Source organism: Ensifer sp. 1H6 (assembly GCF_001976035.1).
Lineage (GTDB): Bacteria > Pseudomonadota > Alphaproteobacteria > Rhizobiales > Rhizobiaceae > Ensifer > Ensifer canadensis.
In genome coordinates, this window is sequence record NZ_MOAI01000010.1 from 109,573 (window position 1) to 122,864 (window position 13,292).

The following is a 13,292-nucleotide window of genomic DNA, read 5'->3' on the forward strand; positions in this document are numbered from 1 at the left end:
TCTGCCTGTTTGACCACGATTTCAATTGAGATTGCCAAAGGGTAGGTTTAGAAAAACTATATGAAAGAATTGAATGCTATTCACCTGAGCGGCTTGCGTGCGGTCGAGGCGGCCGGTCGCCTTGGCTCGCTGGCAGCAGCAGCCGAGGAATTGGGGGTGACCCCCGGCGCGGTCAGCCAGCAGATCGCCAAATCCGAGGCGCAGCTCGGCCGCATCCTGTTCGAGCGCACATCGCGTGGGCTGGTGGCCACGGATTTCGGCCGGCTGTTCCTGGCGCGGCTGAGCAATGCTTTCGGCGAGTTGGCTGAGGCGGTTGCCTCGGCGCGGCGGCGGGACGAATCGGTGCTGACAATCTCGGTCGCGCCGGTCTTTGCCGCGCGCTGGCTGGTCTACCGGCTCAATCGTTTCGCCGAGCGCCATCCTGATATCAGGCTGCGCATCGACGCGACGACCAGGCTCGTTAATCTCGATACATCGGATGTCGATGTCGGAATTCGTGTTGGTGAGGGTCGCTGGCCGGGGGTCAAATCGGAGCTGTTGCTGGAGCAGGAGGTTTTCCCGGTCTGCTCGCCGGCGATGGCTGAAAACCTGCGCGAGCCTGCAGATATTCTAAAGATGCCGGCGGTTATCGACGGCCATTCGATGTTTACCTGGGAGGTCTGGCTGCGCGAGGTCGGGCTTTCCGGTGCCGAATTGGGCGTGCGCCATACCTTCAACGAGGCATCGCTCGTGCTCGATGCCGCGATTGCCGGCCAAGGCGTGATGCTCGCCTGGCAGACGCTTGCCGGTTTCGCCGTGACCGAGGGCAGTCTCGTCGTTCCCTACGGTATCCGCGCGCGTACCGGCTACGGCCACTACTTCGTCAGCTCGCCCTCAAGGCGGGAGAGCAAGGCCACCACGGCGTTCAAACGTTGGGTGCGCGACGAGGTCGAAGAGGGCATGCGACTGCTCGACCTCAAGGCGCCACGCACCCGTTTCAAGCCACCGTCTGCGAGTGACTAATGTCGCTTCGCCGGCGTGGCGTTCGATGGCAGAAGCCTATTCGGCTTCCTTTGACCGAACCTCCATCATCGCCTTGAAAGCCGGACGAGACTGGCAGCGCGCCAGCCACGCCTTGACCTTGGGATGCCCGTCGAACAGTTCCGTCTGGCTCATGGCGTAGCGGAACACTTCCGCGAGGTTGAGGTCGGCGACGGTGAAGCGGTCGCCGACGATATGGTCCCGGCCATCGAGATGGCTTTCGAGATAGGCAAAGGCCTTGCCCAATGCGGTGACAGCCGCGCTGACCTTGGCTTTGCCCTCATCGGTGTTCTCGGTGCCGGCATCGTAGGTGAGAATGATGCGAACGGCGTGCGGCTCGACTTCGGTGGCCGCCCACATCGTCCAATTGCCGATCAGTCCTTCTTCCCGGACGTCGATGGGCGCAAGCGGCCCGCCATATTTGCGGGCGAGGTAGAGATTGTTGGCAAGCGATTCCGTCAGCACAAGGCCATCGTCGTCGATCGCCGGGATCAAGCCCATCGGATTGACGGCGAGAAACTCCGCCGACTTGGTGTTAACAGGCGCATCGTCCGCCAGCGGATCGGCCAGCCTATAGGCCTGCTTAACAGGTACGGATTTGAAGGGAATGCCGAGTTCTCCCGCCATCCAGTAATTGCGCGATGCGCGCGAGCGATAGACGCCATAGATCGTCAGCATGTCCGGTCTCCTCCTGTCATTTGCATACCCTTGTCATAGGCAATCGCGGACCGCGCAAGAAGCGGCGGGCGTTGATATCTCGCATGAAATCTTTTGCTGAACGACCGGTGCGGCGGTAAGGCCGCTTGTCTTTCAGACCTTCGCACACTAGCAATCCCAGCATCGATATGGGGGCTTGATTGGCGCGACCGCGGCGAGAGTGGATGAGGATGGACGCGGCAGTGCGCATTTTCTGCGCGCTGGTGTTCATCGTTTCCGCCCTGGTGCAACTGCCAGCGGGCGCCGCCATGCGGGCTGCACCGGATATGGCAGCCTATGTTCTGCCCGACGGCTCGCTTCCCGACCTCTGCCTGGCCGGCCATGACGATCCGGATGGCAAGGGCGGCACGAAAGCGCATGCATGCCAGTCCTGCTGTCTCGCCGCGCCGGTGCTTCTGCCCACGCCTCAGGCGTTTCACGCCAAGACCGCGCCTACGTTCCTGGCGCTCTCTTCGCCAGCAGCCAAGCTTTTGCTCGCTCGTCCGGTGCTGCTGGCTGGCTCCGGGCCTCGCGCGCCCCCACCGTTTTCCGCCTGATCTGCCTCTGAAGGGTTGAGTGCCAGCACGCGCACTGTCGACGAGGGGTTCTCGGTCGACGCGTTCGCTCCAGCGGCTGGCGCAACCACCACATCCAGACTTCAAGCAAGGGTAAGCCGCCAGCTGGTCATCGCTGGGCTTTTCCCGGGGGGACACCCATGACGACTGCATCTCTTTCCGGCGCCGCGCGACTGCCCGATGTCGCCGAGCGCGGCATTTCGCTCTACCGCGCGATCTGGCGCTGGCACTTCTTCGCCGGCCTTCTGGTCATTCCATTCATGATCAGCCTTGCCGTGACCGGCGGGCTCTATCTCTTCAACGACGAGATCGACGACACGTTCTTTGCCTATCGCAATATCGTTGCGGTGGGGGAGACGCCGCTGCCGCCCTCGGCGATCGTCGCCAACGCCGTCGAGGCGGTGCCGGGCAGCACGGCAGTTGCCTATCGCACGCCGGCCGTGCCGATCGGTCGGCACGCGTGACGGTGGGCGTAGGCGCAGGGCGCCTGATGGTCTATGTCGATCCCTATACTGCCGGCATACTCGACATGGTCGCCCCGAGCGACGAGTTCAACCAGGTGGTCGAAGACCTGCACAGCCTCGACTTTTTCGGCAAACGTGTCGAAACGATCATCGAGATTGTCGCGGGTTTTGCGCTGCTGCTCGTCGTCACCGGCATTTATCTCTGGTGGCCACGGCAGCAGACCGGCGGTGTGATCACCGTCCGCGGCACACCGGGGCGACGGGTGTTCTGGCGCGACATGCATGCGGTCACGGGCATCGCCTCGGCGCTGCTCATCGTCTTTCTCGCCTTTTCCGGTCTGCTCTGGTCCGGTTACTGGGGCTCGACCGTCAACGGCAAGCTGACGGCGGCTGGTCTGGGCTACCCGGCCGGGCTCTGGGACGATGTCCCGACCTCGACGAAGGTGTCGACCGACGTGCTCTCCAAGGCCGGCTGGCTGGTGGAGAACGCGCCGGTCCCGATGTCGGCGGCCGGCGGCGGCTCAGTCCCGTCCATCGGGCTCGACAGGGCCGTCGCGATTGCCGACAAGGCCGGCATGCTGCCTGGCTATGAACTGGCCATTCCCGCCGACGAGACCGGTGTCTACACCGCGGCGATTTTTCCCGCCGATCTCGCCCGCGAACGCACGATGCACATCGATCAATATTCCGGCGAGCCGCTGGTCGACATCGCCTTTGGCCAGTACCCGCCACTCGGCAAGGCGATCGAATGGAGCATCAACGTTCACAAGGGCCAGGAATGGGGGCTGTTCAACCAGCTGCTGATGCTTGCGACCTGCCTGGCGATCATATTCGTGTCGGTTTCGGCGGTTGTGATGTGGTGGAAACGGCGCCCGGCCGGGCGCATCGGCGTGCCGCCGATGCCGCCGCGGCGTAGTATCTATGCCGGATTGTGGTTGCTGGCGCTACTGTTCGGGCTGGCCTTTCCGCTGACCGGCATTGCGATCATCGTAATGATCGTTGCGGACCAGGCACTGATGCTGGTTCCGCCATTGCGCAGGGTTCTGTCCTGATTTGGCATGGGGCGGCTCGCGCCGCCCCATCTTTCCGGCTATATTGAGCACCGAAATGCAACCTCTGCACGATTTTCCTTGTCTTATTTAGGGACGGCTAACCTTTGGCCGCCTATCGTTGGTTGGGGAAGTCAGACCGATCTCGACATTGTGCTTCCGGAGGCCTTGCTTGGCGAAGAACACGTCCCGCAATCCGCGTTATGCGGCCCTCAATGTGGGCGGCAACGAGGATACGCGCTGCCTGATCGATGCGAGCAATCGTCTGGCCGATGAGATGAGCCGGATATTTCCTTCCGACCCTGACATTGCCGACCGGCATTACTGGTTGGAAACGATCATCAACCACGTGCCCGACTATATCTATGCCAAGGATACCGAGGGCCGGTTCCTCATCGCCAACCAGGTCACTATCGAAGACAACGGACTGGAATCGCTTCGCGACATCATCGGCAAGACCGATTTCGACCTGCATCCGCCACATCTGGCCGAGATCATCGCCACTGTCGAGCGCCGGGTGATCGAGACGGGAGAGCCGATCTTCGGCATCGAAGAGCGTGCGATGGTGACCAAGGGTCGCGATCGCTGGCTGATGACGTCCAAGGTGCCGTTGCGCAACAAGCGCGGCAAGATCGTCGGCATCGTCGGCGTGTCACGCGATATCTCCGACCGCAAGGCGGCAGAACGTTTGCTGGAGGGCCAGGCGCATCTTCTGGAGATGATCGCCAACGGCCGGCCGCTCGAAGAATTTTTCCGCGAACTGATCCTGCTGATCGAGGCGCTGGTGCCGCGGATCCGCGGCTCGATCCTGCTGCTATCGGCCGATGGCCGTCACCTGCTGCATGGTGCCGCGCCGAGCCTGGACGAAACCTATTGTGGCCTGATCCATGGTCTCGAGATCGGCCCGAAAGCGGGCTCCTGCGGCACGGCCGCCTGGCGCGGCGAGCAGGTGATCGTTGCGGATATTCATAGCGACCCGCTCTGGGAGGATTGCAAGGAGGTCGTCACGCCCTACGGCTTCCATGCCTGCTGGTCGACACCGATCCATTCTCGCGATCGGAAGGTGCTCGGCACCTTTGCCCTCTATTCGGAAACCGTGTGCGTTCCCGACGAACCCCAGAAGGAGCTGATCGCCATGGCAGCCCATCTGGCGGGCATCGCGATCGAGCGCAAGCAGGCCGAAGACCGCATCAGCTTCATGGCTCACCACGATGCGTTGACCGGTTTGCCGAACCGGGCGCTGTTCGAAGAGCAGGTCGCCGAAGCCCTGGAAGCGTTGCGCGGAACGAGGCAATGGGCGGTCCTCGCCTTCCTCGATCTCGACAACTTCAAGCTCGTCAACGACACGCTGGGTCATGCGGCGGGTGACGAGTTGCTCAAGGTGACCGCCACGCGCATGCGCGCATCGGTGCGCAAATCCGATATGGTCGTGCGCGTCGGTGGCGATGAATTCATCCTTCTTCTGAACGGCCTGCCCTGCGAGCGCGATGTCGTGCTCGCACGCCTTGAGGATATTCGGGCGGCTATTGCTGCGCCCATGCAGATCAACGGCCGCAGCCTGCAGATATCCTGCAGCATGGGCGTTGCCTGTTTCCCCAACCAGGGCAAGACGGTCGGCGAGCTGCTCGCCAATGCCGACATGGCGATGTACCGCGCCAAGGAGCTCGGCCGCAACAATCTGCAGGTTTTCACCGAGGAGATGGCCGACAAGGCCCACGAAAAGCTGTTGAAGCAGGCGGAGTTGCGCCAGGCGATCGCGGGGCAAGAATTCCTGCTGCATTTCCAGCCGCAAGTGAATATCGAGAGCGGCCGGGTCTTTGCCGCCGAAGCGCTGCTTCGCTGGCGGCATCCCGAGCGTGGCATGATTTCGCCGGGCGATTTCATTCCGCTGGCCGAAGAGACCGGACTGATCGTGCCGATCGGCGATTGGGTGCTGCGCGCCGCCTGCCGTCAGTGCAAGGCGTGGCACGAGGCCGGGCTGCCGTTGCTGATCGTCAGCGTCAACGTTTCCGCACGCCAGTTCCGCGAGCGAAACTGGGCGGCGCATGTCGCCGCCGTTCTCGCCGAGACCGGGCTGGAGCCGCGGTTTCTCGAGCTGGAATTGACCGAGAGCCTGATCATGCAGGACGTGCCGGGCGCATTGGCGACCATGCACGAACTGAAGGCGATCGGCGTGCATCTGGCGATCGACGATTTCGGCACGGGATATTCGAGCCTTAGCGCATTGAAGCGGTTTCCCGTCCGTCGCCTGAAGATCGACCGATCCTTCGTCGAGGATATCCCTGGTGATGTCGACGACAGGGCCATCACCGCGGCGATCATATCGCTCGCACAAAATCTCGGGCTGCGGGTGATCGCCGAAGGGGTCGAAACCCAGGCGCAGGTGGAGTTCCTGCGCCATAGCGGTTGCGACGAGATCCAGGGCTATTTTTTCAGCCGCCCGCTTGCATCAGCGGATTTTGAGGCGCTGTTGCGCCAGCCCGGCTTGAACGCCGACGGCATTTGAGCCACGCCGGCGTAACGCCGAAAAAGCTGTCGGAAACGTGATCCGACGTTTACCGACACAAGCCTCGTTCCAGCCGTAGATGCCAGCATTCTTAAATTGGGCGGGTCTGCGCGAATCGTTTCATTAATCAATTTCGTGCAGCACTCCAGTTCGTCGCGCACTCAAGCCTTTCAGAGTTCGATGTCCTCTTCAGTTATTTTCTCCCGTCGCCAGTTTCTCCGCACGTCCGGTATTGCGCTCGCCTCCGCGGGCCTTGCGAGCTGCACGTCTTCGATGAACACCGATCGCTTCCGCCAGGAAACTGCGCCGATCTTTCGCAATCCTGCTCTTGAAGGGCGTTGGGTCGATCCGCGTGCCGAGGTCATTCTGGAAGGCCCTGCCTATGGAGGTCCGTTGCCGACGGGCCTGCCGCCGCAGAGCGCCTATTTCGGCGATATCTATGCCGCTGTCGACGATGGCGGCAATCAGATCCCGGCCGTGCCTTATCGCCAGATCGATGCACGCTTCTATCGCCAGGAGGTCAGCGATCCCTTCGGCGAGCGTCCGGGCACGATCGTCGTCGATACCGGTGACAGGTTCCTCTATCTGATCCAGCCGGGTGGCAGCGCATTGCGCTACGGAGTTGGTCTCGGTCGCGAGGGCTTTGCCTGGTCGGGCCGCGGCGTCATCCAGTGGAAGAAGAAGTGGCCACGCTGGACGCCGCCCGATTCGATGATCGCGCGCCAGCCGAAGCTGGCAAAGTATTCCGCCAGCAATGGCGGCATGGCACCTGGTATCGACAACCCGCTGGGCGCCCGCGCGCTCTACATCTTCCAGAACGGGCAGGACACGCTCTACCGCGTGCATGGCTCGCCCGAATGGCAGTCGATCGGCAAGGCCGTTTCGTCGGGTTGCGTGCGCATGCTCAATCAGGATGTCATAGATCTCTATGACCGCGTGCGAGGCAAGGCGCCGATCCTCGTCGTCTGAGCTGCGCTTACAGCGCCGCAGGTTGGATCAGTCCGGGCGTTCGACCTGCGCGCCCGGTTTCTGTGCTGCGCAAGATCGGCGCGACAGCCACGATCCCGGCACGTTTCTCAAGTTTTGAAATTTCGACGTTGCCGCCCGCGATCAGACTTCGCTCTCGCCGGAGGAGAGCCGTCGCGTCAGCTGATGTAGGGTTTCCCTGATTTCACGGGCTTCCTCCAGGCTGCAGCCCGACGCCTTGCCGATATCAGCGAGAATGCCGAAAGCCTCCGTCTTGAGGTCATGACCCTTCTCCGTCAGGCTGACGATCACCTGCCGTTCGTCGCCGGGATCGCGTTGCCGACCGACATAACCTGCCGCCTCTAGCCGTTTCAGCAGCGGGGACAACGTTCCCGAATCGAGCCCGATCTCTTCGCCGATACGCTTGACCGTCATTCCGTCCTGTTGCCAGAGCGCCAGCAGCACGAGATATTGCGGATAGGTGAGGCCAAAACGATCGAGGAGCGGCTTGTACGCGCGGTTGAAGGCATGCGCAGCGGAATAGACGGCGAAACAGAGCTGTTTACCGAGCGTCAGCGCTTCGTCCGGGAGCGTGTCGAATTGTGCCGCTTTGATCGTCATCTCAGCATTGTCGCAAATTTGGGCCGAAAATGCAATTTGCAAAATTAATTTGCGCACAATTTAATTTTGCAGTATGTAATTCTCATTCGACAACGAAACGCAAAGGAGACCCCGCCAATGCCCATTCTCTATCGTACCACTGCATCCGCAACCGGTGGCCGCGCCGGCCAGGCCAAGAGCGCCGATGGCGTTCTCGACGTTACGTTGACCGTGCCGAAGGAACTTGGCGGCGACGGCGCCCGCGGCACCAATCCCGAACAGCTCTTCGCTGCCGGCTATTCCGCCTGCTTCCTCGGCGCGCTCAAATTCGTCGCCGGCAAGGAGAAGGTAAAGCTTCCGGAAGACACCACCGTGACGGGCACGGTTGGCATCGGCCCGCGCGAAGACGGCACCGGCTTCGGCATCGACGCTGCACTCGAAATCACTTCGCCGGGCGTCGACAAGGCGGTTCTCGAAGATCTCGTCCAGAAGGCGCATATCGTTTGCCCCTACAGCCATGCGACCAAGGGCAATATCGACGTCACGCTGACGGTCGCCTAGAGCCTTTGCAGGAAAGTGCGAAGCGGTTTTCCGTCAGGAAATGCTTGGAAACAAAGAGGCCGAGCGTTTGCGGCTTCGTTTAAACCGGAAACGCTCTAAGCCTCTCGTTTCGCTAATAAACAATAAAGCCCGGCTCCCGCCGGGCTTTATTGTTTGTCTGCTCAGCTTCGCGCGTCATTGACGGCGAGGGCGCGCTACCCGTTTCCTGCCGCGCGCAGCAGCATCAGGCCTTCTTCAGGAATTCGGTGCGCAGCACGAGGCCCTTGATCTTCTCGACCCGGCACTCGACTTCGTCAGGATTGTCGGTGAGGCGAATGCCCTTGACCACCGTGCCGCGCTTCAGCGTCGTCGAGGTGCCCTTGACCTTCAGGTCCTTGATCAGGGTGACGTTGTCGCCGTCGTTGAGGATGGCGCCGTTCGAGTCTTTCACGTCCATGGGATGTCCTTTCAAGATGCAGGCACGCCCTGATCCGGCGGATCAGGGCGTGCAGAGATGGTCTATTCTATCGCCGCGGCGGACAGCGTCCGCGCCGTTGCGCTGCGGCGCTTCCGCTTTAGAGGAGCCGGGGAAACGCCCTCGCTCCTGCCTTTCCGTATCTCCTGACGGAAAACCGCTTCGCACTTTCCTGGAAATACTCTAGCGCCTGCTCAGGCTGCCAAGGATGCCGCGAACCAATGCGCGGCCAACCTGGGTTGCAACGGTGCGGGCAACCGATTTCATCGCCGCTTCCACCACGGTTTCGCGTTGATATCCGGAGGAGCGCGGACGGGCCTGCTTTCCGGCCGGGGCCGCAGACTCGTCGTCGCCGAAGCCCGGAAGCGTCCAGCGGCCACCGCCGGTATCGGCTTCCACCGGCGCCTGCTCGGCTTGCTGCTGCGCTTCCGCCACCTTCTTGGCGCGCGCGTCAGCATTTCATAGGCCGAATCTCGGTCGAAATCTTCGTCGTACTGGCCACGGACGGGGCTGACATCCATGACCTTCTGCCGCTCTTCCGCCGTCAGCGGGCCGACACGCGATTGCGGCGGGCGCACCAGCGTGCGCTCCACCATCGACGGCGCGCCCCTGCCTTCGAGCGTCGAGACCAGCGCCTCGCCGGTGCCGAGATTGGTGATGACGGTGGCGCAGTCGAACTCCGGGTTCGGGCGGAAGGTGTCGGCGGCGGTCTTCACCGCCTTCTGGTCGCGCGGCGTATAGGCGCGCAGCGCATGCTGGACGCGGTTGCCAAGCTGGCCGAGGATCGTTTCCGGCACGTCGAGCGGGTTCTGCGTCACGAAATAGACGCCGACGCCCTTGGAGCGGATGAGGCGGACGACCTGTTCGACCCGCTCGGTCAGCACCTTCGGCGCATCGTTGAACAGCAGATGCGCCTCGTCGAAGAAGAACACCAGCTTCGGCTTCTCGGGATCGCCGACCTCAGGCAGCTCCTCGAACAGCTCGGACAAAAGCCACAGCAGGAAGGTCGCGTAGAGGCGCGGGTTCATCATCAGCTTGTCGGCGGCAAGCACCGAGATCGCGCCGCGCCCGTCATTGGTCGTGCGCATGATGTCGGTGATCTTCAGTGCCGGCTCGCCGAAGAAATGTTCGGCGCCCTGCTGTTCCAGGATTAGCAGTTCGCGCTGGATCGAGCCGACGGAGGCCTTGGAGATGAAGCCGAACTGGTTGGAAAGCTGGGTGGCGTTCTCGCCCATGTAGTTGAGCAGCGCCTGCAGATCCTTCAGATCGAGCAGCGGCAGGCCGCCCTGGTCGGCGATCTTGAAGGCGATGTTGAGCACGCCTTCCTGAGCGTCCGTCGCATTCATCAGCCTCGACAGGAGGAGTGGACCCATTTCCGACATGGTGGTGCGGACGCGGTGGCCCTTTTCCCCGTAGAGATCCCAGAAAATGACCGGGAATTCCTGGAACTCGTAGGGGTTGGTCGGCAGGCCGATCTGTTCGGCGCGCTTGAGGATGAAGTCTTTGGCCTCGCCGATCGCACCGATGCCCGAGAGGTCGCCCTTGACGTCGGCGCAGAACACCGGAACGCCGGCGTTGGAAAATCCTTCGGCGAGGATCTGCAGGGTAATGGTCTTGCCGGTGCCGGTGGCGCCGGTGATGAGCCCGTGGCGGTTGCCGAATTTCAGCTCGAGATATTCGCCTTTGTTGATCGTATCATCCGGCTTGCGGCTGGCGCCGATAAAGAGCTTGCCTTCTTCCACCATGTGGGCTTCATCTCCGTTTCATCAATGAAAGCGGGCGGTTCGCGGCATGTCTGCCGGGCCCGTCATCGAAATGTGGCTCGTTCCTGTTATAGGCGGTGCTGCTCCACCCGGCAACAAGGTGATTGCGGCGCGCAACCCGAAACCAGCGGAGCTGGTGGCGGCCGATCGGTCGCATTGCCAAGCGGTCACGACCGTGAAACGATTGCCCCGAGCCGCGGAATTGCGCCGCTACGCGATGCGCGGAGAGCTGCTTGAAAGCTGGTGGATTGCCCGGCATTCCATCCATCGTCGCTTGTTATTTCGGAAGCGATCATTTACCTTGACGTCAACGTCAAAATTCAACGAGGAGTTATCCATGAATGAACTGGTCACGCGCGTAGCGGAGAATGTCGGCCTAGAGCCTGCGACGGCTGAAAAGGCTGTCGGCATGATCCTCGGCTTCCTGCAGCGCGAAGCGGCTGACGGTCCGGTCGCCCAGATGATCGAATCGATCCCGGGCGCAACCGACCTGATCGCACAGTACAACGGCGAAGGCACGGGCGGCGGCGGTCTGCTCGGCGGCCTGATGTCGGCGATCGGCGGCGGCGGTGTCATGGCGCTCGGCCAGCAGCTGATGAGCCAGGGCCTCGGCATGGGCGAGATCACCTCGCTCGCCAAGGAAACCATTGCTTTCGCCAAGGAAAAGGCTGGCGCCGATGTCGTCGACGAAGTTGTCGCCTCGGTCCCGGGCCTCAGCCAGTTCGTCTGATCTCTTTCGGCTCTGCTTGAAGAAAACCCACCGGCGCCAGCGCCGGTGGGTTTTTTGTTGTCTTGGTGTCGTACCCTCGATCGACGATAGAGCGTTTCGGGTTTGGACGAAGTCGCAGAAACGCTCTATCTCTTTGTTTTTTACGGATTTCCTGACGGAAAATCGCTTCGCACTTTTCCTGGAAATGCTCTAACCATCGGCACCGTGCTTCAGCCGCCGCGTCATCGCATCGATCTGGCGTTCCGTTTCCCGTACCTCGGTCTGATGAAGCGGCAGTCCCTTTGCCAGGCTCGGCACGACGCTGGCCATCGTCCCAGAGAAAGCAGGCCGAGCCCGCCGTATGCCCAGGTGTGGGGATCACTTCAAAATCCGCGGAAGGCAGTTCGCGATCAGCAAAACCACCGGCCATTCGGCAATGTGCCCGGATCTGCCGGCGTTCCAGGGTCCAAACAGCGGTGCGCCGAGGTGGTCTGAGGCCCAATCGCAGGAGGGCATCGCCTGGTGATGGTGGTTGATGTGCTACCGTGCGATCGCGCCCACCGAAACGAGGCCTTCGGCCTCTTCGGCCAATTGCCGCGAGGCGCAGACGAGCAGGGTGCCAGCATCGCGACGAAGTACGAAGGCGCGACCGGTGAAATTGGGGGCGAAGCTGAGCCGTTCCGCCCCGGCGCCGTAGAGGGTGTCGAACAGATGCTCCATCACGCTTTCTTCTGTTCCTTAACAGGAAGGGCGCGATCAAGAGTTGTCGCCAGCAGGATGCAGGCGAGTGCGCCGATGCCGATGAAGGCCGCACCGGAAGTCCAGCCGTAAACTTCGATCGCGGTTCCGACAGCAACAGGTCCGATGAGCTGCCCGAGATTGCTGCCTTGCATCAAGAGGCCCATCGCCATCGGTGCGGGCGCCGGGCTTGGCGACAGCATCGGTACGGTCGATATCAAGGTCGCAGGGATCAGTCCGCCAATCGCCGAAAATAGCACGCATGATGTAAACGTCAGCAAGTCACCCGACTGCGAAAGGAAGATCCAGAGGCCGGCAGCGCCCATCAGCGTGGCTGCAGTGATAACCAGACGACCGCGGCCGACGCCGCGGGACAGCATGTGGCCGGCGGCAAGATTGCCGATGACGTTGGAAAGCGTGATGAGGGCACTGAGCACCCCAGCCGTTCCAAGCGCGACGAGCAGGATCGGCAGGAAGCTGGACAGGGTGAACGTCATAAGGCTGTAGAGGGCGAAAAGGGCGAAGAGCAGCACCGGCCCTCGGCTTTTCACCGTTGCGATCACGTCCGCGTGGAAGCCGCCAGCGGATGGGCGGGGCCTGCTCTGCGAGGGCGATATCGCTGCAATGATCGTCAACAGGCTGAGGAGCGCGACGAGGCGTTGATCCACCAGATTGCCTGCCAGGAGGCAAACAGAGGACCCGTGAGCATCGCGATTGCCATGCCCGCCGGCATGAAGCAGCTCCAGACCGCAAAGACCAGATCACGCCGCCCGGAGCCGACAATGCGCATGAGGATCGCCGGACCGGCAACGACGACGAGCAGGAAACCGAACCCCTCGAAGATGCGGGACAGGATGAGCAGCGTGAAGTTCTGGCTCGCGGCACCGGTGATGATGCCGAGCAGGAGGATGCCCATGCCGACGCCGAGCATGCGCCGGTCGCCGATGGCCGCGACCATGGCTCCGGCCGGCATGCCGCCGACAACGCCGACGATCGCAAAGACGGAGGTAAGCCAGCCGAGTGCGGTCAGGTCGAGCCCGAGATCGGCCTGCAGCAGGGGGCCGGCGATCAGCCCCTTGCCCACCTGCATTGCGGCGACCATGCCGGCGGCAACGACCGCCGTTACTGCGGTCCAGCTGGTCCTTTCCGGGACGAAAGCGACGACCGTCGACATCAGGCCACCTCCGCCAC

At 62.3% G+C, this 13,292-nt stretch carries 13 protein-coding genes and 2 pseudogenes; 7 read left to right on the forward strand and 8 right to left on the reverse strand.

The window, feature by feature from the left end:
- The first annotated feature begins 60 nt into the window (after positions 1 to 60).
- Positions 61 to 1,002, forward strand: a complete 942-nt coding sequence (locus BKP54_RS14025) for a LysR substrate-binding domain-containing protein (protein WP_084814540.1) — start codon at positions 61 to 63, stop codon at positions 1,000 to 1,002.
- 36 nt (positions 1,003 to 1,038) lie between these two features.
- On the opposite strand, the gene BKP54_RS14030 is transcribed toward BKP54_RS14025, so the two are convergent.
- Positions 1,039 to 1,698 (reverse strand): glutathione S-transferase family protein, encoded by a 660-nt coding sequence (locus BKP54_RS14030; RefSeq protein ID WP_025426251.1) that lies wholly within the window; start codon positions 1,696 to 1,698, stop codon positions 1,039 to 1,041.
- A 221-nt stretch (positions 1,699 to 1,919) separates the two neighbouring features.
- Here BKP54_RS14030 and BKP54_RS14035 point away from each other — a divergent pair, with 221 nt between their 5' ends.
- The 4 genes and pseudogenes from BKP54_RS14035 (at position 1,920) to BKP54_RS14050 (ending at position 7,279) form a co-directional block, all read left to right on the forward strand.
- Positions 1,920 to 2,273 carry a hypothetical protein gene (locus BKP54_RS14035; RefSeq protein ID WP_128090418.1) on the forward strand — a complete coding sequence of 118 codons (354 nt, stop codon included), beginning with the start codon at positions 1,920 to 1,922 and terminating at the stop codon, positions 2,271 to 2,273.
- 158 nt (positions 2,274 to 2,431) lie between these two features.
- Positions 2,432 to 3,807: pseudogene (locus BKP54_RS14040) on the forward strand (PepSY domain-containing protein).
- 169 nt (positions 3,808 to 3,976) lie between these two features.
- Complete coding sequence (locus BKP54_RS14045; protein ID WP_025426254.1) at positions 3,977 to 6,310, forward strand: EAL domain-containing protein; 2,334 nt, start codon at positions 3,977 to 3,979, stop codon at positions 6,308 to 6,310.
- 180 nt (positions 6,311 to 6,490) lie between these two features.
- Entirely contained in the window at positions 6,491 to 7,279 is a 789-nt protein-coding gene (locus BKP54_RS14050; protein WP_025426255.1) for a L,D-transpeptidase family protein, read from the forward strand.
- A 141-nt stretch (positions 7,280 to 7,420) separates the two neighbouring features.
- Here the strand turns inward: BKP54_RS14050 and BKP54_RS14055 are convergent, their stop codons facing one another.
- Entirely contained in the window at positions 7,421 to 7,897 is a 477-nt protein-coding gene (locus tag BKP54_RS14055; RefSeq protein WP_025426256.1) for a MarR family winged helix-turn-helix transcriptional regulator, read from the reverse strand.
- Between the two features lie 117 nt (positions 7,898 to 8,014).
- Here BKP54_RS14055 and BKP54_RS14060 point away from each other — a divergent pair, with 117 nt between their 5' ends.
- Entirely contained in the window at positions 8,015 to 8,437 is a 423-nt protein-coding gene (locus BKP54_RS14060; protein ID WP_025426257.1) for an organic hydroperoxide resistance protein, read from the forward strand.
- A gap of 223 nt (positions 8,438 to 8,660) precedes the next feature.
- Here the strand turns inward: BKP54_RS14060 and BKP54_RS14065 are convergent, their stop codons facing one another.
- On the reverse strand, positions 8,661 to 8,873 hold the full coding sequence (locus tag BKP54_RS14065) for an alkylphosphonate utilization protein (protein WP_025426258.1): 213 nt from the start codon (positions 8,871 to 8,873) through the stop codon (positions 8,661 to 8,663).
- A gap of 201 nt (positions 8,874 to 9,074) precedes the next feature.
- Positions 9,075 to 10,636 (reverse strand): annotated as a pseudogene (locus tag BKP54_RS14070) (helicase HerA-like C-terminal domain-containing protein).
- Between the two features lie 355 nt (positions 10,637 to 10,991).
- Between BKP54_RS14070 and BKP54_RS14075 the strand changes: the two are divergent.
- Positions 10,992 to 11,384: a DUF2780 domain-containing protein gene (locus BKP54_RS14075; RefSeq protein WP_053250731.1), complete on the forward strand. Its 393-nt coding sequence runs from the start codon at positions 10,992 to 10,994 to the stop codon at positions 11,382 to 11,384.
- Here BKP54_RS14075 and BKP54_RS35075 read toward each other — a convergent pair.
- The 4 genes from BKP54_RS35075 to BKP54_RS35085 all read right to left on the reverse strand — a co-directional run bounded on the left by BKP54_RS35075 (position 11,368) and on the right by BKP54_RS35085 (position 13,275).
- Positions 11,368 to 11,793: an MBL fold metallo-hydrolase gene (locus BKP54_RS35075; RefSeq protein WP_128090419.1), complete on the reverse strand. Its 426-nt coding sequence runs from the start codon at positions 11,791 to 11,793 to the stop codon at positions 11,368 to 11,370. The genes BKP54_RS14075 and BKP54_RS35075 overlap by 17 nt on opposite strands.
- 110 nt (positions 11,794 to 11,903) lie before the next feature.
- Positions 11,904 to 12,083, reverse strand: a complete 180-nt coding sequence (locus tag BKP54_RS14080) for a hypothetical protein (RefSeq protein ID WP_025426261.1) — start codon at positions 12,081 to 12,083, stop codon at positions 11,904 to 11,906.
- Entirely contained in the window at positions 12,083 to 12,769 is a 687-nt protein-coding gene (locus BKP54_RS35080) for an MFS transporter (protein WP_128090420.1), read from the reverse strand. Before BKP54_RS35080 ends, BKP54_RS14080 begins: the two co-directional genes overlap by 1 nt.
- The gene (locus BKP54_RS35085; protein WP_158071694.1) at positions 12,733 to 13,275 is read right to left on the reverse strand and encodes an MFS transporter; all 543 of its coding nucleotides are present in this window, start codon (positions 13,273 to 13,275) and stop codon (positions 12,733 to 12,735) included. The genes BKP54_RS35080 and BKP54_RS35085 overlap by 37 nt, the downstream gene beginning before the upstream one ends.
- Between the last annotated feature and the right edge of the window lie 17 nt (positions 13,276 to 13,292).

Bases quoted from the DNA above. Each gene is read 5' to 3' on its own strand.
- BKP54_RS14025 (WP_084814540.1), top strand. From the start codon at position 61: ATGAAAGAATTGAATGCTATTCACCTGAGCGGCTTGCGTGCGGTCGAG.
- BKP54_RS14030 (WP_025426251.1), bottom strand. From the start codon at position 1,698: ATGCTGACGATCTATGGCGTCTATCGCTCGCGCGCATCGCGCAATTAC.
- BKP54_RS14050 (WP_025426255.1), top strand. From the start codon at position 6,491: ATGTCCTCTTCAGTTATTTTCTCCCGTCGCCAGTTTCTCCGCACGTCC.
- BKP54_RS14055 (WP_025426256.1), bottom strand. From the start codon at position 7,897: ATGACGATCAAAGCGGCACAATTCGACACGCTCCCGGACGAAGCGCTG.
- BKP54_RS14060 (WP_025426257.1), top strand. From the start codon at position 8,015: ATGCCCATTCTCTATCGTACCACTGCATCCGCAACCGGTGGCCGCGCC.
- BKP54_RS14065 (WP_025426258.1), bottom strand. From the start codon at position 8,873: ATGGACGTGAAAGACTCGAACGGCGCCATCCTCAACGACGGCGACAAC.
- BKP54_RS14075 (WP_053250731.1), top strand. From the start codon at position 10,992: ATGAATGAACTGGTCACGCGCGTAGCGGAGAATGTCGGCCTAGAGCCT.
- BKP54_RS35075 (WP_128090419.1), bottom strand. From the start codon at position 11,793: ATGGCCGGTGGTTTTGCTGATCGCGAACTGCCTTCCGCGGATTTTGAA.
- BKP54_RS14080 (WP_025426261.1), bottom strand. From the start codon at position 12,083: ATGGAGCATCTGTTCGACACCCTCTACGGCGCCGGGGCGGAACGGCTC.
- BKP54_RS35085 (WP_158071694.1), bottom strand. From the start codon at position 13,275: ATGTCGACGGTCGTCGCTTTCGTCCCGGAAAGGACCAGCTGGACCGCA.